Genomic DNA, 23,676 nt, shown 5'->3' on the forward strand with positions numbered 1-23,676 from the left:
TGGAGCGTTGGCAACCGTGGCCGACGAAGGACAACAGGCCGGACCGGCCGTCTTCGACCCCTCGCGGCCGGTTCCCGTGCACCCGCTGACCTACCTCGACGAGGGGGACGAGGTCACGGTGGGCCGCCGGGAGGCCGGCACGTACGTGGTGCTGCCCGCGGACGGCGCCGCGCTGCTGCGCAGACTGGAGGCAGGGGCCACGCCGGCCGAGGCGGCCGCCTGGTACCGGGAGACCTACGGCGAGCCGGTCGACATGGCCGACTTCTGCGACACCCTCGGCGAGCTGGGCTTCCTGCGGGCGGCTGGCGAGGACGCGGTCGCGGACGAGGGTCCGGTGCGCTGGCAGCGGCTGGGCCGGGCGCTGTTCTCGCTGCCCGGGGCGCTGCTCGCCGTCGCCCTGCTGGCGTTCGCGGTCGTGGAGATGCTCCGGGTGCCGGGCCTGGCACCGCGCTACACCTACGTCTTCTTCAGCCGCTCGATGGTGCTCAACGGCGTGGTGCTGGCGTTCGGCCAGATCCCGCTGGTGCTGCTGCACGAGGCCGCGCACGCGCTGGCCGGCCGGCGGCTGGGTCTGCGCTCGCACCTGTCGATCGGCCGGCGGCTGTACTACCTGGTGTTCCTCACTGAGCTGAACGGCCTCGTCACCGTCGAGCGGCGCAAACGCTACCTGCCGATGCTCGCCGGGATGATCACCGACGTGCTGGTGGCCGCGGCGCTCGTGCTGGCCGCCGACGCCATCCGGCAGGACGGCCACCTGACGATGGCCGGCCGGATGCTGCTGGCCGTCGCCTACTTCACCCTCGTCCGCATCCTGTGGCAGTTCCTGTTCTATCTGGAGACGGACCTGTACTACGTGGCCGTCACCGTGCTGGGCTGCGTGGACCTCCAGACGACGGCCCGGCGGGTCGCGTACAACAACCTGGCGCGGCTGGCCGGGCGGCGCACCCCCAGGTACGACGAGTCGGTCTTCCATCCGCGCGACCGCGAGGTGGCCCGCTGGTACTCCTGGCTGGTCGTCGTGGGGTACGCGGTGTCCATCGGCATGCTGCTGATGACGACCGTGCCCATGATCACCATGATCCGCCTGGTCTTCGGCCGCTTCCTGCACCCGGCGCAGGCCAGTACCGGCGGGCTGGTCGACAGCGGCACGTTCGTCCTGATCATCCTGGCCCAGGTCTTCCTGCTGCTGCGGCCCACCCTCCAGGCCCGCCGCGCCGCCCGGGCGGCCACCGCCGACCGCGTCCTGCTGAACGGAGAGTCATGACCACCGCCCCCGCACACCGCTGGCTCGTCACCGCGGACGGCACCCGGGCCGCCGCCGCCCCCGGCCCGGACGCGCCGGCGCTGCTGCCGACGGTCAGCGCCCACCGGCGGCTGCGCGGTCCGTACACCGCGGCCGGCACGATCCTGCGGGCCGTGGTGCCGCAGGCGCTGGAGCGCTTCCCCGACCTGGTCGAGGCCCACCTCATCGAACTGCTGTCCGCCGCACCGGAGTTGCGCAACTCGGTACCCGCTCCGGAGGGCACGCTGACCTCGCTGGCCATCCCGAAGGAACGCACCCGGTTCTACTCCCGGCTGCGCACCCAGCGCATCGCGCACGGCATCACCGACTTCCTCCGTGATCTGATGCTCCGTCAACCAAGCGGTCCCGCAACGCTGGTGATTGAACGCGCCGAGGAAGCCGACGCCACCGACGCCGAGTTCACCGCGATCCTGCTGCGCCGGATGCCCGCCGAACTGCTGGCCGTCACGGTGGTGACCGCCGCCGGCGCCACGCCGCAGCCCGGACTGGTGACCGCGCTGGAGCGGTACGCGACCCGCACCGACCTGCCCCCGGCCCCGCCGGCCCCCGCCGAGGAGACCGCCAACCCGTTTGACGCCGCCCGCCGTTGGGTCGACAGCGAGTGCCTGGCCACCGATCCGGCCGGCCGGGCCGCCTACCGGGCGCTGGATGCGGCCGACCGCGCCGCGCTGCACGACGCCCGCGCCGAGGCGCTGGAGAACGGCGGCCAGGGTTCGCGGCGCCTCGGCGCGATCCCGTTCCACCGCGAACACGGCGCGGACCCGTCCGGCGCCGGCGTCGAGGCGCTCTACCTCGCCTCCGACTGGTGCATCGCGCTCGGCTTCTACGACATCACCATCGAACTGGCCCGGCGCGGGATCGCGTTGACCCCCGAGGGCGAGGAACAGGACTTCGGCAGCGGGCCGGTGCCGCGCTGGTGGCCGCTGACCACCAAGGTCACCATGTCGCTGTCCGCGCTCGACCGGGCCGAGGAGGCGCTCGCCGTCTACGACGCCACCCGGGCCCGCACCACCTCGCCGCGCGTCCACATGCACGCCGCCTACGCCACCGCCATGCTCTACACCCGCCACCTGCCGCCCGAACGCCGCGACCACCGCATGGCCCTGGGCTGGGCCAACATCGCCATCGCGTTCGCCGCCGGCATCGACGAGAGCGAGGACCGGGCGTTCTCCACCGTCTTCCAGCAGAACGGCCGCGCCCTGGTCGAGGGCCACCTGGGCAACGCCGAGGAGGCGCTCGCCCTGGTCACTGACGGGATCGCCCGGCTGGACGCCGAACTGGGCGAGAACGACCACGCGCTGCACCGCTCGGTACTGCGCCACAACCGCGCCCTGGTCCTGAAGGGCCTCGGCCGGCTCCAGGAGGCACGCGAGGACTACGAGACGGTCATCGCCCTCGACCCGAACTACGCCGAGTACCACTTCGAGTACGCCGGCCTGCTGCGGGGCCTCGGCGAGGAGGAACGGGCGCTCGCCGAGTACGACGTCGCCGCCCGGCTGACCCCGCCGTTCGTCGAGCTGTTCTACAACCGCGGGGACCTGCGGGCCGTGCGCGGCGACGTGGCCGGCGCGCTCGCCGACTTCGACTACGTGCTCGAACTCGACCCGGAGTACGTCGACGCCTACGTCAACCGGGCGGCGCTGCTGCTGCGCGAGGGCGACCTCGACGGCGCCGCACGCGACGTCGAGGCCGGCCTGCGGCTGCGCCCCGGCGACCCGCACCTGCGCAGCCAGCGGGCCCGCGTGGCCTGGGAACGCGGCGCGCTGCGGGAGGCGATCGAGGTACTCGACGGTGTGCTGCGCGACGCGCCCGACATGGCCGAGGCGTGGGCGCTGCGGGCCGCCGTGCGGTTCGACGACGCGGACCCGGCCGGCGCGCTCGCCGACCTGACCGCGTCGCTGGACCGCGAGGAGTCGGCCGCCGTCCGGTTCAACCGGGGTGCGGTGCACGAGGAGTTGGGCCGGTTCGCCGAGGCCGCCGAGGACTTCGGCCTCGCGATCGGCCAGGACCCCGGCGACCCCGACGGCTGGCTGCGGCACGCCGTCTGCGCCGCCCGCCTCGGCGACCACGCCACCGCCCGCGCCGACCTCGCCCACTGCGCCGCCCTCGCGCCGGACCGCGCGGCGCAGGCGACGGCGGAGGTGGAGGAGGCGCTGGCGGGGGATGCGGTGAGGGGCGGTGCGGTGGCTGGGGGTGCCGCGGTTGACGGTGCGGTGGTCGACGGTGCCGTGGCCGGTGGGGCGGTGGCCGCCCGGTGAGCGACGGGGCCGCGGCGGGTCGTCCCCGTCGCGGCCCCGGACGTCGCGGCCCCGGATGTCGTTGGCCCCGGATGTCGCCGGCCCCGGACATCGCGGCTTGGAGATCGTGGCTCCGGCTCCGGCACCGGAGGTCCGGGGCGCGGGGCCCCGGACATCGCAGCCCCCGGCCCCGGCACCGGCGTGCCTCCCGCGCGGCCCGCCGTCAGGCGTACGTACCGGGGGCGAACGACTCGCCGGACAGGACGCGTTGGTGCGCCTGGCGCAGTTCGAAGCCGGGTTCGATGCCCAACTCGCTGTTGAGCAGCCGGCGGGCGTCCTGGTAGACGGCCAGCGCCTCGGCCTGCCGGCCGGTCCGGCACAGCACGGTCATCAACTGGCAGTGGAAGCGCTCACGCAGCGGGTGGGCGCCGACCAGCTGGCGTAATTCGCCGACCAGCAGCGGGTCGTGGCCGGACCGCAGGTCCGACTCGATGCGCCACTCGACCAGTTGGAGCCACCGTTCGGTCAGCGCCGGCACCCACGCGCCGCGCAGCGGTTCGCACGGCACGTCGCCCAGCGGGGTGCCGCGCCACAGGTTCAGCGCGGCGCGCAACGGCGCCCCGGTCCGTTCCCAGGCGCCGGCCACGACGGCGGCCTGCGCGGCGCGGGAGAGCGTCTCGAAGGCCATCAGGTCCGACTCCGCGTCGTGGACCTCCAGTTGGTAGCCCGGGAAGCTCGTCACGAGTCGCGCGCCGGCCGGGCCGATCGTCCGTCTGAGCCGGTTGACGTGGTTGTGCAGCGCCGCGCGCCACGACGGGGGCGGCGTGCCGTCCCAGACCAGGTCGGCCAGGTGGTCGACGGAGACGGGGTGGTTGGCGCTCAGGATCAGGGTGGCGAGCAGGACCCGCTGTTTGGGGGCGGGGACCAGACGGCGGACGGTCCCGTCGTGGACCAGGAGTTGTCCCAGAACGCCGAATTTCATACTTATCCCCCTGATGAGCATTCATCTCAGCTAATGGGATCCTCAATGTAGGACCCGTCGAGAGAAAACAACAGAGCTCGCGCACACGGATGATCGGGGCGGGCATGAGGCCCGGGGGACGTCGGCACGGCATCCGCGAGGGACGTGCGTGACCTCGGCCGCAGGAGGCGCGTTCCCTGCTGTTGTACGGCCGGACGCCCCCGAACGGCGAAGTCATTGCCCAGCTTTTGCGCGACGTTGGCCGCCGGTCCGGCCACCGCGTCCGGCGGTGCGCCCAGAGGGGCCGGCGGTGCGGCCGGGAGGCGTGGGGCGCGGCCTCCGTCGGGCGGCAGGGTGGGGCCGGACCCGCCACAGGCCCGGCCCCGATGTCCGCGGCGAGCGCCAGCAGCCTGGACGCGGTCCACGCTAGACGGTGCCACTGACAACGCGGCCGGCGTCAGGGGTTGGACGGCGCGGCCCGGTGTCCGACGTCACCGGAGGCGGAGCCGGCGCCTTCGCCCACCGTGACCGGAGCCGACCGCCAGAGCCTTCGCGGCCGGGAGCGAGGGCCACATCAGGTCGTCGCCGCCGGCGACCAGCAGCAGGTCCGCGGCGGCGTCCTCCACCCGTAGTCGCGCGGCGACCGCGCGGTCGGCGTAGGCGAGCAGGCTGCGTTCGTACCAGCCGAGGATCGACACCGGTCCGTCCTGCGGCTCGTCCGGTGTCCAGCCGTCGACCGGCGGCACGAACGGCAGGGGTACGCCCCGCCAGGTCCAGCACGAGCGGTACGGCCGGGACGCGCCGTCGGTGCCGGGGCCGACGTTGCCCCACACCGTGCCGGTGGGCGACAGCGCCACCACCGCGTCCACCGAGGGGTCGCGGACCGCCAGGGCGAGCGCGGCCTCGGCGCCCTTGGAGACGCCGAGCACGCCGACCCGGCCGGCGCCGTGCGCGCGCAGCGTCGCCAGGCCGGCGGCGAACGTCTCCAGCGGGATCTCGCAGATCCCCGGTGACTGCCCCGGGCCGCCGAACCAGCGGATCGCCAGCGCGACGAGGCCGGCCCGGGCCAGCAGCCGGGCCCGCTCGCGTTCCAGCCGGCCGCTGGACCCGGACAGCACCAGCACCCCGGCCGCGGCGCCGCCCGCCGGTCGCACGAGCAGTCCGGGCCAGGGGGCGGTCGTCTCGCGCTCGACGGGGTCCGGCACAGCCGCCGGGCCGCCGATCAGTGGTGGTGGTAGTGGTGGACGATGACGTGGTGGTGCACCACCGTGTGGTGGACCACGGTGTGGTGCGTGACGGTGTGGTGGGTGCACGCGCTGGAGAACAGGGCGACGGCGAGAAGTCCGGTGGTGGCGGCGAGCGTCCGCATCTTCGACATGATCATGTACACGCGACTACCCGCACAGTGGTTGCACAGACTTCAGTGAGATCTACCTCTCACACCCCTCCCGTTGCGCCCAAGTCCCGTTTGTTCAATAGGAGTTGGTCTCACTCGTGGTAAACCCCCACCCGGATGCCGATCCGACGCTATTGCGAACCACTTGCAAGTAGGAAGAAACGGCTACTACGCTCATTGTGCTGCGCCGACGAGGCGTGCGCCGACGAGTAGGGAGAGGCCCGCATGGCCGTCACAACGACCGCCGCCGCGCCCGAGGCGCCGGCGTCCGGCTGGAGCCGGTTCCGTAACTCGATGACCCGGCGTGAGTGGGCGCGGATGAGCGGGATGGCCGGCTTCGTCGTGCTGCTGCACGTGGTCGGCTGGGTGACGCTGCTGGTGATCGTCGCGCCGCAGCACCTGAGTGTGGGCGCCAAGTCGTTCGGCATGGGCATCGGCGTGACCGCCTACACCCTCGGTATGCGGCACGCGTTCGACGCCGACCACATCGCGGCCATCGACAACACCACGCGGAAACTGATGCATCAGGGCCAGCGGCCGCTGTCGGTCGGCTTCTGGTTCTCCCTCGGCCACTCCAGCATCGTCTTCGGGCTGGCGTTCCTGCTGTCGATGGGCGTCAAGGCGCTGGCCGGCCCGGTGGAGGACGACGGCTCCCAGCTGCACAACGTCACCGGGCTGGTCGGCACCACGGTCTCCGGCGCGTTCCTCTACGTCATCGCGATCATCAACATCGTGATCCTGCTGGGGATCTGGAAGGTCTTCCGCTCGATGCGCTCCGGCGAGTTCGACGAGGCGGCGCTGGAGGAGCACCTCAACAACCGCGGCCTGATGAACCGGTTGCTGGGCCGGGTGATGAAGTCCATCAGCAAGCCCTGGCAGATGTATCCGGTCGGCCTGCTGTTCGGCCTCGGCTTCGACACCGCCACCGAGATCGCCCTGCTGGTGCTGGCCGGTTCCGGCGCCGCCTCCGGCCTGCCCTGGTACGCGATCCTGTGCCTGCCGGTGCTGTTCGCGGCCGGCATGTCGCTGCTGGACACCATCGACGGCTCGTTCATGAACTTCGCCTACGACTGGGCGTTCTCCAAGCCGGTCCGCAAGGTCTACTACAACCTCACCATCACCGGCCTGTCGGTCGCGGTCGCCCTGATCATCGGCACCGTGGAACTGCTCGGCCTGCTCGTCCAGCAGCTGCACCTGCGCGGCGCGTTCTGGAACTGGGTCGGCGGCATCGACCTCAACGCCATCGGCTTCGTGATCGTCGGACTGTTCTTCGTCACCTGGCTGGCGGCGCTCGCGGTGTGGAAGTTCGGCCGCATCGAGGAGAAGTGGTCGGCCGGACTGCGCCCCGCCCCCGAACCCGCCGACTGAACACCCTTCGGCGGCCCGCCCGTTGGCCCACCGCCGCGCCGCCCGGGCCTTCTCCGGGCCGCGGATCGCCTCGCGCCCAAGTCTGCTCCCGGCCGCGGATCGCCTCCGCCACGGCCTCCGTTGGCCTCTCGCCCCGGCTACCGCCCGGCCGCCGTTGGCCTCCCGCCCCGGCTTCGGTGGGCCCCCGCCCCGGCTTCCTCCCGGCCGCCGTTCGCCTCCCGCCGTGTCAACGCGGGGGCTCGCGGCGGTCGTTGACGTTCCGCGTCGAGCTGGTGACCGATCGGAATGGGACATCCTTTGGTGCGAAATCTCACAGGTTCCACTCAACTCCGAACGCACCGTCACACCCACCACCGGCTCATATGACGCTGTCATCAGGCAAGTTGACCGTTCCTGTGGCGTAAAACCGACTGGCCGAGGCGGATTGCCGACGGTCACCTGATGACGAAACGATCACAGAATCCGCCTACCATCCCTCCATGCGTGACGCGTTGGAGATAACCGACGAACTCATCCGGTTGCAGCGGGCCGTCGACGCGGCGTTCGCCGCCTTGGGGGAGTGGGACGTTCCCCCGGCGCAGTGGTCGGCGGAACGGCGGCAGGAGTGGGAGGAGCGCTGGGAGACCTACCGCGTCTCGGTCCGGACCCTGGCCGCCCACCCCGTGATGCGCCGCGCCGCCGAGGAACGCTCCTACGGCCGCATCCAGACCGCCCTGCGCCGCGCCGCCCGCGCGGTGACGGAGGCCTGAGCCGGCGGCGACGCCCGTGAACCGTCCCCGCGGCGGGCCGCCCCCGGCGCCGTCCGGCGCTCCACCGCTCCCCGCCATCGGGCCGTTTACGCAGGTCATGGGAGAATCCGCCGGGAGGTGACCCGGCCGATGCGCACCCTGCTGATCGACAACTACGACTCGTTCACCCACAACCTGGCCCACCAGATCACCGCCGTGACCGGCCGTGAGCCGGTCGTGGTGCGCAACGACGACCCCGGCTGGCGACTGGGCCGGCTGGCCGGCTTCGACGCGGTGGTGCTCTCGCCCGGCCCCGGCACCCCCGAGCGGGCCGCCGACTTCGGCGTCTGCCGCGAGGTGATCGACCGCTGCGGACTGCCGCTGCTCGGCGTCTGCCTGGGCCACCAGGGCATCGCCGCCCGGTACGGCGCCACGGTCGCCCCCGCCCCGGAGCCCGTGCACGGCAGGACCTCGCCGGTGCTGCACGACGGCACCGGACTGTTCGCCGGCCTCCCCTCCCCGTTCGACGCCGTCCGCTACCACTCGCTGACCGTCACCGGCCTCCCCGCCGAACTGGCCGCCCTCGCCCGCACCCCGGACGGCGTCCTGATGGCGCTGCGCCACCGCACCCGGCCGCAGTGGGGCGTCCAGTTCCACCCCGAGTCCATAGCCACCCGCCACGGCGACCGCCTGCTGGCGAACTTCGTTGCCCTGGCGGCGGCGGAACGCGTCCCGCGCGAACGGATCGGGACGGCGGGGGAGTGGAGGACAGCGGGGGAATCCGGGTGGGCGGGCGCGTCGGAAGCGGACCTGGAGCCGGGGTTGGGCCTGATGCCGGGGGCGGGCCTTGGACCGGAGCCGGCACCGGAACCAGGACCGCAATCAGGACCGCCACCGGGACCGGACGTGTGGCCGCGGTCGCCGGGGGACGTCGTGCCGCCGCGGGTGACGCGGTCGTACGAGCTGATGGTCGAACGGGTCGGCGGGCCGGTGGACGCCGAAGCCGCCTTCGACGCGCTGTTCCGCCGCGGACCGTACGCGTACTGGCTCGACAGCTCCCGAGCGGGCGGCGGGCCGCAGCGCGGGCGGTTCTCGGTGCTGGGCGACGCGAGCGGCCCGCTGGCCCGGGTGGCGACCGCGGACGTCGCTGCCCGCACGGTGACCGTACGGTCCGCGGCGGGCGAGGAGACGGTCGCCGGCGCCTTCCTGGACTGGCTCGACCGCGACCTGCGCGCGACCCGCCTCACCACTCCGGCGCCGCCCGTGCCGCCGTGCGACTTCGCGCTCGGCTGGGTGGGCTACCTCGGCTACGAGCTGAAGGCGCAGTGCGGCGGCCGGAACGCGCACCGGTCGCCCGACCCGGACGCGGTGATGGTGTTCGCCGACCGCGCGCTCGTCATCGACCACCTCGCTGGGGAAACGTATCTGTTGGCGCTGGCCCGGACCCCGCCGGCCGATGATCCGGCGGCCGACGATCCGGTGACGGTGGCCGATGACCCGGCGGCCGACGATCCGGCGACGGTGGCCGAGGGCCCGTCGGCCGACGGTGCCGCGGCCGAGGGTCCCGCCGCTGACGGCCCGGCGGCCGACATCCACCCCGCCCCCGCAGACCGCCCCGTAGACCGCCCCGCAGACCGCCTCGCCGCCGCGTGCTGGCTGCGGGAGACGGCCGACCGGCTGCGGTCCCTGGCCGCGCTCGCGCCGCCCGCCGCCGGGCCCGCGCTGGAACTCGCCGGACCGCTCGCCCTGCGGCACGACCGGGCGCGTTACCTGGAGCTGATAGCCGACGCGCAGCGCCAGATCGCGGCCGGCGAGACGTACGAGGTCTGCGTGACCAACGAGATCGTGGCGCCGCTCGCCGGGTACCGGCCGGACACCGCCTGGCGGGCGTACCGCGCCATGCGGCGTGCCGCGCCCGCGCCGTTCGGGGCGCTGCTGTGCTTCGGCGGTCTCGCGGTGCTCAGCACCTCGCCGGAACGTTTCCTGCGGGTCGCCGCCGACGGCCGCGCCGAGTCCCGCCCGATCAAGGGCACCCGGCCGCGCGGCGCCACCCCGCAGCAGGACGCCGCGCTGCGCGACGAGCTGGCCACCTCGGAGAAGGACCGGTCGGAGAATCTGATGATCGTCGACCTGGTCCGCAACGACCTCGGGCGCAGCGCGGTCCCCGGATCGGTCGAGGTGCCGGGGTTGTTCGAGGTCGAGACGTACGACACCGTGCACCAGCTCGTCAGCACGGTGCGCGCCACCCTGCGGCCGCGGGCGTCGGCGGTGGACTGCGTGCGGGCCGCCTTCCCGCCCGGTTCGATGACCGGCGCCCCCAAGATCCGCACCCTGAGCGTGCTGGACCGCCTGGAGGCCGGACCGCGCGGTGTCTACTCCGGCGCCGTCGGCTACTTCTCGCTCACCGGCGCCGCCGATCTCAGCGTCGTCATCCGCACCGCCGTCCTCAGCCCCGGAACGCCGGGTGAGTCCGGCGCCCCCGGAATCCCCGCCACCCCCGGAACGCCCGGCGCCCAGGCAATCCCCGGTGAGCCCGGCACCCCCGGCACCCACGCAATCCCCGGCACCCCCGGCCCCCCGGCAACGCCCCCCACCCCCGCGCGGGTGCGCTACGGCACCGGCGGCGCCGTCGTCGCGCTGTCCGACCCCGGGGCCGAGTTCACCGAGACCGTCGTCAAGGCAGCCCCGCTGCTCGCCCTGACCGGAGGCGTCTTCCCCGGCGCCGGGCGGGCCGGTGCCGGTCACGGTCCCGGCGCCGGAGCCCGGGTGATCCCGCGCGACACCGGGGGCGGGCGCGGTGCGAACGCGGCGATATCCGGTACAACCGGACGGTGACCGTCCTGCGGACGGCACCCGCCGCCCGCAGGACGCCCCCGACCGCGAGGAGCCCCCCGGTGCCCACCCCCAGCGTCGCCGACCAGTTCGTGCAGGTCCTCGTGCAGACCGGCGTCCAGCGTGTCTACGGTGTCGTCGGCGACAGCCTGAACCCGCTGGTCGACGCCATCCGCCGCACGCCGGGCATCGACTGGGCGCACGTGCGCAACGAGGAGGCCGGCGCGTTCGCCGCCGCGGCCGAGGCCCAGATCACCGGGCGGCTCGCGGTGTGCGCCGGATCGTGCGGACCGGGCAACACCCACCTCGTCCAGGGCCTGTACGACGCCCAGCGCTCCGCCGCCCCGGTGCTGGCGATCGCCTCGCACATCCCCTCGACGCAGATCGGCACCGGGTTCTTCCAGGAGACCCACCCGGAGCAGCTGTTCGCGGAGGCCGCCGGCTACTGCGAACTCGTCTCGCAGCCCGAGCAGATGCCGCGCATCCTGCGCATCGCCGTCCAGCACGCCGTCGGCGCCCCCGGCGTCTCGGTGCTGGTGCTGCCCGGCGACATCGCGGCCCGCCCGGCCGCCCACCCCACCGGCGCCCCCTCGGCGGTCGCCGCGCCGGGCGCCGTCCACCCCGACCCGGACGCGGTGCGCGCGCTGGCCGCCGCGCTGAACGCCGCCCGCCGCGTCACGCTCTTCTGCGGCGCCGGGGCGCGGCAGGCGCACGCCGAGGTCATGCGGCTGGCCGGCACGCTGCACGCCCCGGTCGGGCACACGCTGCGCGGCAAGGAGTGGATCCAGTTCGACAACCCCTACGACGTCGGGATGATCGGCCTGCTCGGCTACGGCGCGTGCTACGAGGCGCTGCACGAGGCCGACCTCGCGGTGCTGCTGGGCGCCGACTTCCCGTACGACGACTTCCTGCCCGGCGAGCACACGGTCCAGGTCGACCACGACGCCACCCGGCTCGGCCGCCGCACCCCGCTGGAGGTGGCCGTGCACGGCGACGTCGGTGCCACCCTGCGCGCGGTGCAGCCGCTGCTGACCGCTCGCGAGGACCGCCGGTTCCTCGACGACATGCTGCGCAAGCACGAACGCGCCCTGACCAAGGTCGTCGGCGCCTACACCCGCGACGTCGAGAGCCACCTGCCGATCCACCCCGAGTACGCCGCCAGCCTGCTGGACCGACTGGCCGCCGACGACGCGGTGTTCACCGTCGACACCGGCATGAACAACGTGTGGGCCGCCCGCTACCTCACCCCCAACGGCCGCCGCCGGGTGATCGGTTCGTTCACCCACGGCACGATGGCCAACGCGCTGCCGCACGCCGTGGGCGCCGCGTTCGCCGAGCCGGGACGCCAGGTCGTCGCGCTGTGCGGCGACGGCGGACTGAGCATGCTGATGGGCGAGTTGATCACCGTCGTCCAGCACGGGCTCGACGTGAAGGTCATCGTCTTCAACAACTCCTCGCTCGGCATGGTCAAGCTGGAGATGATGGTCGACGGGCTGCCCGCCTTCGAGACCGACCACCCGGCCGTCAACTACACCGCTGTCGCTGAGGGGTTGGGCATCCCGGCGGTCCGGGTCGAGAAGCCCGGCGCGATCCGCGAGGCGTTCCAGCACGCGCTGGAACGGCCCGGGCCCGCGCTGGTCGAACTGGTCACCGACCCCAACGCGTTGTCCATCCCGTCGCACATCACCGCCGGCCAGGTGCGCGGCTTCGCCCTCGCCGCCGGCCGCACGGTCCTCGACGGCGGCGTCGGCTCGATGCTCGACCTGGCCCGCTCCAACCTCCGCAACCTGCCCCGCCCTTGAGCCCCCGCGCGGGAGGTGTGAGCGTCGCGGCCGGGGGCACGCGTCGCGGCGTCAGTAGTGCGAAAGGCGGAGAAACTCTCCGTAAGTCTTCGCAAGTGCGGACACGCACGGCACCGGCACCGCTACCTTGAGTGGGCGAAACGCGGTCGTGGGAGGGCAGGATGGACAGCCACAACGACAACAGGCCCACGGGCGGCGACCCCTCGCCCGTCGGGGACGAGGACAGCGGACGGTTCCTGGAGCGGCTGCTGGACCGCGACGAGGCGGCCGGCGACGGCGTGGCCCACGCGCTGCCCCGGCTGCGCACCGCGCTCATGCACTGCACCGAACTGCACGCCATGCGCCGCCGCAAGGGCACCGACGGGCCGGTCGGCCACCGGGTGGTCAAGCACGTCTTCCTGCTCGCCGACGGCACCGGCGAGGTGCTGTGGGAGGTCGAGCACAACACCCACCCCGACGGCCGCACCCGGCACCGCCTGCTGCCCGACCGGGGCAGCGCCGAGGCGTACGCGCGCGAACGGTTCGGCGAACCCCCGCTGCTCGACCTGTGGCCCCGGCTCGCCGCCGAGGACGGCCTCCCCGTCGACCCGGTCCCCGGCCACGGACTCGCCGGGCCCGCGCTGGACGGGGTCTTCGGCTTCACCGCCGGCTCCGGCCCGCGCCCCGACCCCGACTTCGTGGCCGGTACCGCCGGCGCGCTCGACCCGCCGGCCGACCCCGCCTCCGAACTCGGCCGGATGATCGCGGAGATCTTCTTCACCGCCCGCCGCGCCGAACACCGCACCCGCCGCTCGCGCGCCGACCGGACCACCGAACGCGGCCAGTCCGCCGACCACGCCTGGCGGGTGCTGCGCCGCGCGGAGAACGCCGACCGGCCCGGCGAGGCGGTGCGCCGCCGGCTGCGGGCCGCCGTCGGCCACGAGACCGTCCTGATCACCCGCCGCCACGACGCCACGCCCGGCCACGTCCTGGAATGGGCCCTGTACCAGCACGCGTTCCTGCTCGCCGACGGCGCGGAGATCAGCCTGTGGGAACTGGAGCACACCCGGTCGCCCGGCGCGCTCGCCCCGGTGTGCGAGGTCTACCTCGACGAGTCCACCGCCCGCGACCGCGCCGACCACTACCGCGCGGGGGAGTGACCCCGGGCCGCGGCCGGCAGGTGCCCGACCGGTGTCAGCCGGCCTCGGCCGGGGTGACCGTCACGCCCGCCGCGCCGGCCAGCGAGGCGGCCGCGGCGGCGGCCTCCTCCAGGCGGCGTTCCCGCTTGAAGACCCAACTGGCCACCGCGCCGGCGCCGACCAGCGAGACCAGCGACATCGCGGTGCCCAGCCAGCCGGCGCCCAGCCACTTGCCGCCCAGCCAGCCCACCACCACGCCGTACGTCGCCCACGCCACCCCGGCCACCGCGGACCACGGCAGGAACTCCGCCGGCCTGCGGTGCGCGGCGCCCGCGCCCAGGCTCATCACCGACCGGCCGGCCGGCGCGAACCGGGCCAGCACCACCAGACCGCCGCCGCCGTGCGACAGCACCGCGCCCAACCGTTCCTGCGCCGTCGCCAGCCGCCGCGAACCGGCCAGCCGCCGGTCCAGCCACGCGCCGCCGTGGTATGCCAGCCGGTACGCCGCCAGGTCGCCCAGGCACGAGGCCGCCGCCGCGCACACCAGCAGCGCGACGACGTCCCGTATGTCCTGGGCGCCGTTGCCCCCGGCGGCCACCGCGGTCACCGCGGAGATCAGCAGGATGCCGGAGGGCAGCACCGGTACGAAGACGTCCAGCAAAACGGACAGCCCGACGAGGACGAACACCCAAGGGGTGCCGACTAGCGAATTCACGTCTGCGGACACGGTCGCGCTCTCCTGGTCCCCGTCTATGCGTCACTGCTCAGCGAGGCGGAAGTAACGCTCCACCCAGCCGTACAGCGTACGCGTGCACCTGTTTTCTTCCCGTGCAGGGGCACGATGTGAACTCTTTCTCACCAACTTCTCAACAGCCTGTGGATATCTCGCCGTCCGACCTGCGGCTCGTCCGTCAGAACAGTCCGTCGGGCGGCGGTTCGGGCGCCGCGGGAAGCGGACGCGACGGGGCCGTCACGGCGCTGTCCGGGGCCGCCGCGGTCAGGGGCCAGCCGGCCAGCAGGCGCAGGTCGACCAGCAGCGGGCCACCGGGGCGGTCGAGGTGCGCGTACGGTCCGACGACGGCGGTCAGCGTGCCGGCGACCACCGCGCCGGGCGCCAGCGCGGTGACGTGCGCGCGGGGGCGTGGCGGGCCGGCGGGGTCCACCCGGTAGGCGGGGGCGTGGTCGGCGACGGACAGCGCGCGCGGCGTGACGGTGTCGGGCCAGGACGGTGAGGCGGTGGCGCGGGCGTGCGCGGCGGACAGGTCGGCCGCCGCCCGCGCCTGGTCCCAGCCGGCCGCCAGCGCGGCGTGCTTCACCCGGGCGCTGATCCGGTCCGGGACGTCGAGCGCGGCGCCGAGCGCGGACTCCGCCCGGCGGACCGCGGCCAGCGGGCCCTCGCCGAGCCAGCTGTGCGCCAGCGCGCCCTGCTCCAGCAGCCGGGCCGGCCCCCGCACGTGGGCGGTGATGCCGAGCTTGACCAGCCGGGGGCCGAACCAGGCGAGGTAGAGCGCGAACAGCCGCGGGTCGTCGAGGGCGGTGTCGGCCGCGACGGAGGAGGAACGGTCCAGCGCGGCGCACGACGGGCAGCGTGCCATGGTCCGGCCGGCCGGGATCTCGGCGTCGTGCGGGCACCAGGTGCGCCGCCCTGCCCGCCGCACCCCGGCGCACCGCCGCTCACCGGTCGCGCGGAACGCCAGCGGTCCGCCGAAGGCCAGCGGCCGCACGCGGTCGCCGCCGGTGCGGGACGCCCACGCCAGCGCGGGGCGGCCGTCGCGCCAGGCGGGCCCTTCGCAACGCCAGGGGTTCACACCCCGATTCTGCCCGCGGGCGCCGACAGCACCGCGTTCTCCCGGGAGGCACGCGCCGACGGGATCGCCGCGGCGGCGCCGGCCGGCCGGCCGAGGGTGCCCAGGATCGCGCGGGCCACCGCGTCGGTGTCGGACAGCGTGACGGAGTCGACGCCGGGGCGGGCGCCGGCCGCGGTGACCCAGTGGACCCCTTCGGTGGGCACCCCGAGGGCGAACCGCCGTGCGTGCGGGCGCCCCTGACGGTCGATCAGGTGGTAGGGGCGGCCGGTGACGTCGAGGCCACCGGTCTCGTAGGCGCCGTTGCGGTGCGGGCGACAGCCGCCGTCGGCCAGCAGTGCGGCCAGCAGCGGGTCGGCGGTGCGGCGCAGGTCGGGCTCCGGCAGCCGGGCCTCGACCAGGGTGCGGACCGCCACCGGCGCGCCGGGAACCACCGGGGAGTCGGCGAGGAAGGCGGGCCCGTCCGGTGCGGCGCCGGTGCGCACCCGCAGGCCGGGGCCCAGCAGTTCGACGACGCCGGCCCGCATCAGCGCCGCCAGCTCCTCGATGCGGCGGCGCGGCGGCCCGATGGACAAGAAGGCGTTGAGCGGGGTGTACCAGCGGTCGAGGTGGTCGCGGCGCGAGACGCCGTCCAGTCCGCCGTGGTCGACGATCTGCCGCAGTTCGTTGCGCAGGTCGCGCAGCACGTCCAGGGCCGCCTTGACCGGTCCGGCGACGTTGCCCAGCCGGGCCTGCGCGACGTCCTCGCCCAGCACGCCGAGCAGCCAGTCGCGAAAGTCGGCCCGGCCGGTGAAGGCGCGCTCGCCGTACGGGCGGGCGACGCGTTCCCAGTCCCAGCGCCGGCCCGGGCCGAAGCCGGCCGCGGTCAGCAGCGCGTCCTCCGCGGGGCCGCCGTGCGCGGTGCGGGTGAAGGCGTCGCGGAACGCGCCGACCACCGCGCGCCGCGCGCCGCCGGCCGCGAGGGCGGCGGTGTAGTGCACCGCCTCGACCTCCTTGGCGACCAGCGGCCACACCTCGGCGCGGAAGTCCGGCGGGTCGCCGGCCGCCGCCCGGGCCCGGAAGGCCGCGATGACGGGCGGGGTCAGCAGCAGCGGGAGGTGGCGGCCGTGCGCGCCCTTGGCGTTGTCGCCGCGCGCCTGGTAGGGCACACCGCGGCGCGATCCGGCGTACAGCCGCGGTTCGCGGCCGCTGGGCAGGTAGACCAGGCCGGTGCCGTCGGCGTCCGGGGCGAAGCGGCCGCCGCGGCCGGACGTCAGCAGGGCGAGGTGGTCGAAGAAGTTCAGGCCCAGGCCGCGCAGTAGCACCGGTTCGTCCGGCGCGATGCGGTCCAACTGCTCCTGCACGTCGGCCGGGTTGGCGGGCGGCAGGTAGCGCAGCCCGCCGACCGCCGCGAACGCCGCCGTCGACTCCTGGTCGGGGCGCGGGCGTTCGGGCAGATGGCCCTGGACCAGCGCGACCGCGTCCAGCGGCGCCACCGTAGTGCCGTCCTCCAGCTCCAACGCCTGTGCTCCGCCCGGCAGTTCGCGCAGCCGCACCGCGCGGCAGGCGTGCGTGACGAAGGTGGCCCGGCCCGGGGCGCCGGCCACGACCCGGGCGTAGACCCACTCCAGGTACCGCCCGTACAGCGCCCGGCGCGGATACTCGTCCGGCCCCAGCGGGATCGACCGCGCGGCGGCCCACTCGTACAGGCTGGGGCCGGGCAGCACCGGGCCCTCGCAGCTGACGCTGGCGTCGGTGAACAAGGTGACCTGTGAGGCGACGGTGTTCATCAGCAGCTCGGCGGACTGCGCGGTGCGCCACACCTGGCCGGCGCCCGGCGGGTAGGGGTCGACCACGTGCACCGTCAGCCGGGCGTCCGCGGCGAGTTCCGGGAGGTTCGCGCACAGCCGTTCCAGCAGGCTGGTGCCCCGGGGACCGGCGCCGACGACGGCTATGTTGTGGTGCTGACCGGTCAAGGTGCGTACTCCCGGGGACGGATGTGATGACCGCTGCGTGGTTTACGCACAATCATGCCGGGCCACCGGAACGCTTAACGTGATACATCCGTTATGCGAACCGCTGGTGTGGCGCACATCACTCCCGTCGGGGGGCGCCGGTCACCGCGTCGACTATCCTTGGCCCCGCAGAAGGGGAGTAGCTCTTCGCCGGACCGTCGACATACTGCCGGGGACCCGCTCGCGGGGGCCTGGCCGGCGCCCGGAGGCCGTGCGGCGGGACGCCGCGCGTGCCAGCGAGACCTTCGGCCGCAGTGTTGATGACCGACGCTGCCGTGCCGAGGCGACCCCTGAGCCCCCTCAGGTCCGACCGGTGCGGCGAGCCCGACCCGACAGGAACCACCCGACGTGTTCAGCATCACCGTCGCCGCCATCGTCTTCGGCGTCGTCTTCCTCGCGGAACTGCCCGACAAGACCGCGCTGGCCAGCCTCATGCTCGGCGCCCGCTACCGCTCCTCCTACGTCTTCTGCGGCATCGCCGCCGCCTTCCTGGTGCACGTCTGCGTCGCCATCGCGGCGGGCAGCCTGCTCGGTCTGCTGCCGCACCGCTGGGTGCAGGGCGTGGTCGGCCTGCTCTTCCTCGCGGGGGCGGCGATGCTGCTGCTGCACAAGGAGGACGAGGAGGAGGACGGCCCGAAGGAGCCGAAGAACGAGAGCTTCTGGAAGGTGGCCGGCGCCGGCTTCACGCTCATCCTGGTCGCCGAGTTCGGCGACCTGACGCAGATCATGACCGCCAACCTGGCCGCCCGCTACGACTCCCCGTTCTCCGTCGGCGTCGGCGCGGTCCTGGCCCTGTGGGCGGTCGCCGCCCTCGGCATCCTCGGCGGCAAGGCGCTGATGAAGCGCGTCCCGCTGTCGCTGATCACCAAGGTCGCGGCGGCCGTCATGGTCGTCATGGCCGGCATCAGCCTCTACGAGGCCGTCGCGGGCTGAGCCGGCCGGCGCGCGCCGCCGCCCGGCGGGTCACGCCCCGCCGGGCCGCTCGTACGCCGGGGCCGGATGGGGCGCGGTCCCGCCGGTCCAGCTGGCCAGCAGGTCGAGCGCCGCCTCCGACGCGGAGGCGGGCTCGGCGGTGTAGACCGTCAGCGTCTGGTCCTGGTCGCCCATGACGGCCAGCGTCTCGTACGACAGCGTCATCCGGCCGACCACCGGGTGGTGGAACTGCTTGGTGCCGTGCGTGTGCTGGTGCACGTTGTGGTCCGCCCACCAGGTGCGGAACTCCGGGCTGCGCAGCGACAGTTCGCCGATCAGCTCGGCCAGTTGCGGATCGCAGGCGTGACGGCCGCTGTAGAGGTGCAGGACCGCCACCACGTCCGCCGCGTTGCGCCGCCAGTCGGTGAACAGGCTGCGCGCGTTCTCGTCGAGGAAGACGAAGCGGGCGAAGTTGCGCTCGCGGTGCGGCAGCGCGTCGAAGTCGGTGTACATCGCCCGGGCGGTGCGGTTCGCGGCCAGCACGTCCATCCGGCGGCCGGTGATCATGGCCGGTTTGGGTTCCAGCGCCTCCAGCACCCGGTACATCGCCGGCCGTACCCGTTGCGGCGGCAGCGGGCGCGGCCGGCCGCTGCCGCGGAACGGTTTGGGGCGGGCCAGGGTGAACAGGTGGGCGCGTTCGGTCGCGTCGAGCCGCAGCGCGCGGGCCACCGCGTCGAGCACCGCCTCGGAGGCGTTCAGGTTCCGGCCGCGTTCCAGCCGGACGTAGTAGTCGACGTTGATGCCGGCCAGCCGCGCGACTTCCTCACGGCGCAGCCCCGGCACCCGGCGCACTCCGGGGCCGGCGCCGACCCCGGCCTCCTCGGGAGTGATCCGGGCCCGCCGCGAGCGCAGGAACTCGCTCAGTTCCTCGGTACGGTCCATGCCTCCACGGTATGCGGCGGCCGGCCCGCGCGGCCCGGCCCAAAGGGGGCCTGCCGCACCCCCGGGACCGGCCGCCGCGCGGTCCGTCAGCCGAAGCGCAGCGTCAGCGCGCCGCCGTCGGTCGGCTCCACGCGCAGCCCCTCCAGGGTGGGGACGTGCACCGTCGGGTGGTGGGCGAGCGCCCGCGGGCCGACGCCGACGACGCGCATGCCGGCCGCCAGGCCCGCGGCGATGCCCGCCTCGGAGTCCTCGAAGACCACGCAGTCGCGGGGGGCGAAGCCCAGTTCGGCGGCGGCCTTCAAGAAGCCCTCGGGGTCGGGCTTGCTGGCGCTGACGCTCTCGGCGGTCACCCGCACCGCGGGCAGCGGCAGTCCGGCGGCGGCCATCCGCGCGGCGGACAGCGCGGCGTCGGCCGACGTCACCAGCGCGTGCGGCCGGCCGGTCAGCGAGGCGAGGAACCCGGCGGCGCCGCCCACCTGCGTCACCCCGTCCATGTCGGCGGTCTCCTCGGCGAGCATCAGCACGTTCTCCGCCAGGTTGTCCGCCGCCGGGCGGTCCGGCAGCAGCGCCGCCATCGTGGCGTGGCCCTGGCGGCCGTGCACGACCTTCAGCACCGCGTCACCGTCCAGCCCGTGGCGGTCCGCCCAGCGCCGCCAGACCCGCGAGACCACGGCGTCCGAGTCGACGAGCGTGCCGTCCATGTCCAGCAGGACGGCCTGGAAGGTACCGAGGGGCTGGGGGGTGGTCATCAGGCGGGCCGTCCTTCGGGTGGCGAGAGGGTGCGCCTCTCGGCGAGCGGTCGGGGGTCGTGCGGTTCTGCGGTCGTGCGGTTCTGTGGTCGTGCGGTGGTGCGGTTCAACGGCCCTTCGGTCCTGAGCCGGCCCGCGGTGGTGCTGCGGGTGGTCCGGGTGGTCCGGGGCCGGTCGGGGCGTACGGTTCCGCGGTTCCGCGGGGTCCGGGGAGCTAGGTCCGGGCGGCCGGGCGGGCGCGCGGTCCGGCAGATGGTCCAACGATCAATCTCTTGAGTCACCCAGGCTACAAAGGCCGCCCGGTGCCGGGCCACGGATTCGGCGGTGACATGGCGCATATCGTATGAATATGGACCCCCTCCAGCGCATCGTCCGCACCGTCGCCGGCTCGCTGCTGCTGGCGCTGGGGGTCGTGCTCCTGGTGCTGCCCGGTCCCGGTCTGCTGCTGGTGCTCGCCGGTCTGGTGGTCCTGTCCCCCGTCTTCCCCCGGCTGGAGCGCCATCTCGCGCCGGTGCGGCGCCGGGCGCTGCGGGCCGCGCGGGAGAGCGTCTCCTCGCCGTCGCGCATCGCCGGCTCGGTCGCCGTCGGTGCCGCGCTCGTCGCGGGCGGTGTGGTCTGGACGGTCGATCCCGGTCTCCCGCTCGGCGGCTGGCCGACCGGCTCCGGGCTGATCCTGTCCGGCGTCGTGCTGTTGGGCCTGCTGGTCCACAGCCGCCGCCAGGTCCGGGCGGCGGACGGCCGTACCGGAGAAGACTGACGCAGCGGCCCCCGCCCGCCGGTCAGGGTAAACGGGCGGGAGCCACTTTGTTCCTCCACGATACAAAGAGAAGTGCCCTCCGCGCCAGTGACTGTCCGGTAGCAAAGCGCGGACCCCCGCCGCGGCCACCGCTCCCGCCCGCCCCGAACCCGCCCGCGCACGGTCCGCGGCCGGCCGTCTCAGGCGCCGACCGAGCCGTCGACCGCCTCGCGCAGCAGGTCGGCGTGGCCGTTGTGGCGGGCGTAGTCGTGGATGAGGTGCAGCATGACCAGCCGCAGCGAGACGTCCTCACCCCACCGTTCGGCGTGCCGGACGATGTCCAGCGACTCCGCGTCGCGTTCGATGCGCCGGGCGTGCTCGACCTCCGCCCGCCAGGCGGCGAACGCTTGCGAGCGGGTCGCGCCGGCCGCGTCGTAGGCGGCCTGGAAGTCGTGCTCGTCGGACCACACGTGCGGCAGCGTCTCGCCGTTGACCACCCGGCGGAACCACTGCCGCTCGACCTCGGCCATGTGCCGCACCAGCCCCAGCAGGGTCAGCGTCGACGGCGGCACCGACCGGGTCCGCAACTGCTCGTCGCTGAGCCCGTCGCACTTCATCGCCAGCGTCGCCCGGTGGAAGTCCAGGAACGCCCGCAGCATCTCGCGTTCCCCGCCCACCAGCGGCGGGTCGATCCGTTCGGTGGCCACGGCCGCCTCCCTCACCCCGGCGCGCTCGCCGCCCCGGACCGGGTCACCCTGCCACGCGTCCCGGGCGGCGGCCCAGCGGGTTCGGTCCGCCGACGGCTCGACGGGGTGGGCGGGTCCGTGGTTCGGCGGGGTCAGCCGGCCGGCGGCTCGACGGGCGGGCCGGCCGGGGGCTCGACGTACTGGAGCAGGCCGTAGGTGAAGTGGCCGGTCTCGCCGCCGGGGAAGACCAGCCGCCAGCGGGTCGGCGCGTCACCCTCGCGCGGGCGGGCCGGGGGGAAGGCGCGGGCGGCCTCCTCGACGGTGTGCGACCAGGGGGCGAGGGCGGCCGGGGTGGCGGGGGCCGGGGGAGCGGCGGCGCCGGGGGCGCGTACCAGCCACTCGTTCCACACCCGGCCGTCCGGTCCGACCAGGGCCTCGAACCGCAGGCCGGGCCACAGCGGCACCGGCCACCGCAGCGCCCGGCAGGTCACGTCGCCCAGCCGCTGGTCCGCCTGCTGCGACGGCGCTCCCAGCAGCATCCACAGCCGCCGCTCGCCCTGCGGGAAGCCGCGGGCCCGCAAGGTGGCCTGCCAGTGCCGGTTGGCCCGGCGCATCGCGTCCCGGTCGGTGCCCAGCTCGCGCAGCGCGTCCCGCACCAGGTCGGCCTGGTGGTCGGCCATCCTGCGCAGCAGGACCAGTTGCAGACCCGCCGGGCCGAAGTCGCCGCTCATCACACCGATGCTACTGAGCCGCCGATGCCGCGGAGCCGCTGACGTGGCGGGGAGGCCGTGCCGCGCAGGCGCTGACGTCACCGGGCCGACGGCGCTACTGGGCGCGGCGCTCCGGGGCGTCCCAGCCGGTCGCGCGGACCTTGGTCAGGCCCCGCTTGAGGAAGCCGGCCAGCGGACGTTCGACGAACCGGTGCACCAGCCAGGCCGCGTACAGGAAGAACGTGATGGTCGCGACCAGCAGGACCCAGGACGGGACGAAGCCGTGCAGGTGGTCGATGACGATCCAGCCGAGGTGCTCGTGCAGCAGGTACAGCGGGTACGTCATCGCGCCCGCCGTGGTCAGCCAGCGCCACTGGATGAAGTCCAGCTTGTGGTTGGCGGCCAGCAGCAGCACCGCGAAGCACGCGGTGACGACGGCCGCGGCGCACCACCACTGGAGCGGGTGGCCGACGTCGGTGCTCTCCCCGGGCAGCTGGCGCGAGACCTGGTGCAGCGCCAGCAGCCAGCACAGGCCGGTCATCCCGACGGTGATCATGTCCGGGCCGAACCGGTACATCAGGTACATCATCAGACCGGCGGAGAAGTACATGGCCTCGCCGGGCATGGTGATGGTGCCCAGCAGCGAGATACCGGCGTTCTCCGCGACCACCGAGGCGATCAGCCAGATCCCGGCGAAGGCGACGACCCGCTTGTAGGACAGGCCGCGGTGCACCAGGAAGAGGAAGAGCAGGTAGAAGACCATCTCGCACCACAGCGTCCAGTACACGCCGTCGGTCTCGGCGACGTGCAGCGGGCTTTGGAGCATCGTCAGGTTGGTGACCGTCTGCTGCGCGGTGATGTTGTCGCCGAGCCAGCCGTCGCCGAACGCCAGCGTCAGCAAGGTGGTGGCCAGCACCGCGAACCAGTACGCCGGGAACAGCCGGGTCACCCGGGAGACCAGGAACTGCTTCGGCGAACGGCCCCACGCGGTGAGGCAGATGACGAATCCGCTGATGAGGAAGAACAGCGGCACGCCCAGGTAGCCGTAGGCGGTGAACTTCCCCACGAACGGGAAGACCTGCTGGACCGGCCGGCCCCAGGGGTGGCTGCCGTGGATCGTCAGTGCCGTGTAGTGGAAGGCGACCACGAACAGGGCCGCGCACAAGCGGAGTCCGTCCAGCACGTACAACCGGGGGCGGCGTCCGCCGGGTCTCGGCGCCTGCGCGGCGCCGGCCTGCGGATTCGGCCGGTCCTGGGGTTGGGTGGCGGATATGACGGCTGCCATGCGGAACTCCGTATCGGCTGTGCGGACGAGGCTTTTACGGGTCCTTGGACGTTAGCAGACCAACCTGTTGGCATTTCTCCGGTGAATGCCCCCAAGTCGGACAGCCGGTGAC

At 74.2% G+C, this 23,676-nt stretch carries 20 protein-coding genes; 9 read left to right on the top strand and 11 right to left on the bottom strand.

The annotated features are described in order from the left end of the window. The first annotated feature begins 7 nt into the window (after window positions 1–7). Both POF43_RS02195 and POF43_RS02200 read left to right on the top strand, forming a co-directional pair. Complete coding sequence (locus POF43_RS02195) at window positions 8–1,264, top strand: hypothetical protein (RefSeq protein WP_271325773.1); 1,257 nt, start codon at window positions 8–10, stop codon at window positions 1,262–1,264. Beyond that, on the top strand, window positions 1,261–3,561 hold the full coding sequence (locus POF43_RS02200) for a tetratricopeptide repeat protein (protein WP_282704370.1): 2,301 nt from the start codon (window positions 1,261–1,263) through the stop codon (window positions 3,559–3,561). Before POF43_RS02195 ends, POF43_RS02200 begins: the two co-directional genes overlap by 4 nt. Before the next feature lie 202 nt (window positions 3,562–3,763). Here the strand turns inward: POF43_RS02200 and POF43_RS02205 are convergent, their stop codons facing one another. The 3 genes from POF43_RS02205 to POF43_RS02215 all read right to left on the bottom strand — a co-directional run bounded on the left by POF43_RS02205 (window position 3,764) and on the right by POF43_RS02215 (window position 5,870). Further along, window positions 3,764–4,522, bottom strand: coding sequence for an AfsR/SARP family transcriptional regulator (locus tag POF43_RS02205; protein ID WP_271317258.1), 759 nt, complete (start codon window positions 4,520–4,522; stop codon window positions 3,764–3,766). 470 nt (window positions 4,523–4,992) lie between these two features. Next, window positions 4,993–5,706 carry an acyl-CoA thioester hydrolase/BAAT C-terminal domain-containing protein gene (locus tag POF43_RS02210; protein WP_271317259.1) on the bottom strand — a complete coding sequence of 238 codons (714 nt, stop codon included), beginning with the start codon at window positions 5,704–5,706 and terminating at the stop codon, window positions 4,993–4,995. A gap of 17 nt (window positions 5,707–5,723) precedes the next feature. Then, complete coding sequence (locus tag POF43_RS02215; protein WP_271317260.1) at window positions 5,724–5,870, bottom strand: hypothetical protein; 147 nt, start codon at window positions 5,868–5,870, stop codon at window positions 5,724–5,726. 321 nt (window positions 5,871–6,191) lie between these two features. Between POF43_RS02215 and nicT the strand changes: the two genes are divergently transcribed. The 5 genes from nicT to POF43_RS02240 all read left to right on the top strand — a co-directional run bounded on the left by nicT (window position 6,192) and on the right by POF43_RS02240 (window position 13,766). Beyond that, window positions 6,192–7,265: a Nickel transporter NicT gene (gene nicT, locus POF43_RS02220; protein ID WP_372515779.1), complete on the top strand. Its 1,074-nt coding sequence runs from the start codon at window positions 6,192–6,194 to the stop codon at window positions 7,263–7,265. 479 nt (window positions 7,266–7,744) lie between these two features. Beyond that, window positions 7,745–8,014 carry a hypothetical protein gene (locus POF43_RS02225; RefSeq protein WP_271317262.1) on the top strand — a complete coding sequence of 90 codons (270 nt, stop codon included), beginning with the start codon at window positions 7,745–7,747 and terminating at the stop codon, window positions 8,012–8,014. Between the two features lie 129 nt (window positions 8,015–8,143). Next, complete coding sequence (locus POF43_RS02230) at window positions 8,144–10,828, top strand: chorismate-binding protein (protein ID WP_282704371.1); 2,685 nt, start codon at window positions 8,144–8,146, stop codon at window positions 10,826–10,828. Between the two features lie 59 nt (window positions 10,829–10,887). Then, window positions 10,888–12,627, top strand: a complete 1,740-nt coding sequence (locus POF43_RS02235; RefSeq protein WP_271323876.1) for a pyruvate dehydrogenase — start codon at window positions 10,888–10,890, stop codon at window positions 12,625–12,627. 161 nt (window positions 12,628–12,788) lie between these two features. Then, entirely contained in the window at window positions 12,789–13,766 is a 978-nt protein-coding gene (locus POF43_RS02240) for a DUF6227 family protein (protein ID WP_271315592.1), read from the top strand. 34 nt (window positions 13,767–13,800) lie between these two features. On the opposite strand, the gene POF43_RS02245 is transcribed toward POF43_RS02240, so the two are convergent. From POF43_RS02245 to POF43_RS02255, 3 genes are all read right to left on the bottom strand, one after another. Next, complete coding sequence (locus POF43_RS02245) at window positions 13,801–14,472, bottom strand: DedA family protein (protein WP_271315593.1); 672 nt, start codon at window positions 14,470–14,472, stop codon at window positions 13,801–13,803. A 184-nt stretch (window positions 14,473–14,656) separates the two neighbouring features. Then, complete coding sequence (locus POF43_RS02250) at window positions 14,657–15,553, bottom strand: DUF2797 domain-containing protein (protein ID WP_271323875.1); 897 nt, start codon at window positions 15,551–15,553, stop codon at window positions 14,657–14,659. Further along, entirely contained in the window at window positions 15,550–17,505 is a 1,956-nt protein-coding gene (locus POF43_RS02255; protein ID WP_271323874.1) for an FAD/NAD(P)-binding protein, read from the bottom strand. Before POF43_RS02255 ends, POF43_RS02250 begins: the two co-directional genes overlap by 4 nt. A gap of 387 nt (window positions 17,506–17,892) precedes the next feature. On the opposite strand from POF43_RS02255, the gene POF43_RS02260 reads away from it, so the two are divergent. Beyond that, a complete protein-coding gene (locus POF43_RS02260) occupies window positions 17,893–18,477 on the top strand; it encodes a TMEM165/GDT1 family protein (RefSeq protein WP_271323873.1) in 585 nt (194 codons plus the stop codon). Between the two features lie 30 nt (window positions 18,478–18,507). On the opposite strand, the gene POF43_RS02265 is transcribed toward POF43_RS02260, so the two are convergent. Beyond that, window positions 18,508–19,398, bottom strand: a complete 891-nt coding sequence (locus POF43_RS02265) for a helix-turn-helix transcriptional regulator (RefSeq protein WP_271315597.1) — start codon at window positions 19,396–19,398, stop codon at window positions 18,508–18,510. A gap of 86 nt (window positions 19,399–19,484) precedes the next feature. Beyond that, the gene (locus POF43_RS02270) at window positions 19,485–20,147 is read right to left on the bottom strand and encodes an HAD-IA family hydrolase (protein WP_271323872.1); all 663 of its coding nucleotides are present in this window, start codon (window positions 20,145–20,147) and stop codon (window positions 19,485–19,487) included. 349 nt (window positions 20,148–20,496) lie between these two features. Between POF43_RS02270 and POF43_RS02275 the strand changes: the two genes are divergently transcribed. Next, window positions 20,497–20,904 (top strand): PGPGW domain-containing protein, encoded by a 408-nt coding sequence (locus POF43_RS02275; protein WP_271318907.1) that lies wholly within the window; start codon window positions 20,497–20,499, stop codon window positions 20,902–20,904. A 179-nt stretch (window positions 20,905–21,083) separates the two neighbouring features. Here POF43_RS02275 and POF43_RS02280 read toward each other — a convergent pair whose 3' ends face one another. The 3 genes from POF43_RS02280 to POF43_RS02290 all read right to left on the bottom strand — a co-directional run bounded on the left by POF43_RS02280 (window position 21,084) and on the right by POF43_RS02290 (window position 23,564). Beyond that, complete coding sequence (locus tag POF43_RS02280) at window positions 21,084–21,590, bottom strand: DinB family protein (protein ID WP_271326097.1); 507 nt, start codon at window positions 21,588–21,590, stop codon at window positions 21,084–21,086. Between the two features lie 131 nt (window positions 21,591–21,721). Further along, window positions 21,722–22,300, bottom strand: a complete 579-nt coding sequence (locus tag POF43_RS02285) for a hypothetical protein (protein ID WP_282698459.1) — start codon at window positions 22,298–22,300, stop codon at window positions 21,722–21,724. A 94-nt stretch (window positions 22,301–22,394) separates the two neighbouring features. Further along, window positions 22,395–23,564, bottom strand: coding sequence for an acyltransferase family protein (locus POF43_RS02290; protein WP_271323331.1), 1,170 nt, complete (start codon window positions 23,562–23,564; stop codon window positions 22,395–22,397). Window positions 23,565–23,676 lie beyond the last annotated feature (112 nt).

Source organism: Streptantibioticus silvisoli (assembly GCF_027947535.2).
Classification (GTDB): domain Bacteria; phylum Actinomycetota; class Actinomycetes; order Streptomycetales; family Streptomycetaceae; genus Streptantibioticus_C; species Streptantibioticus_C silvisoli.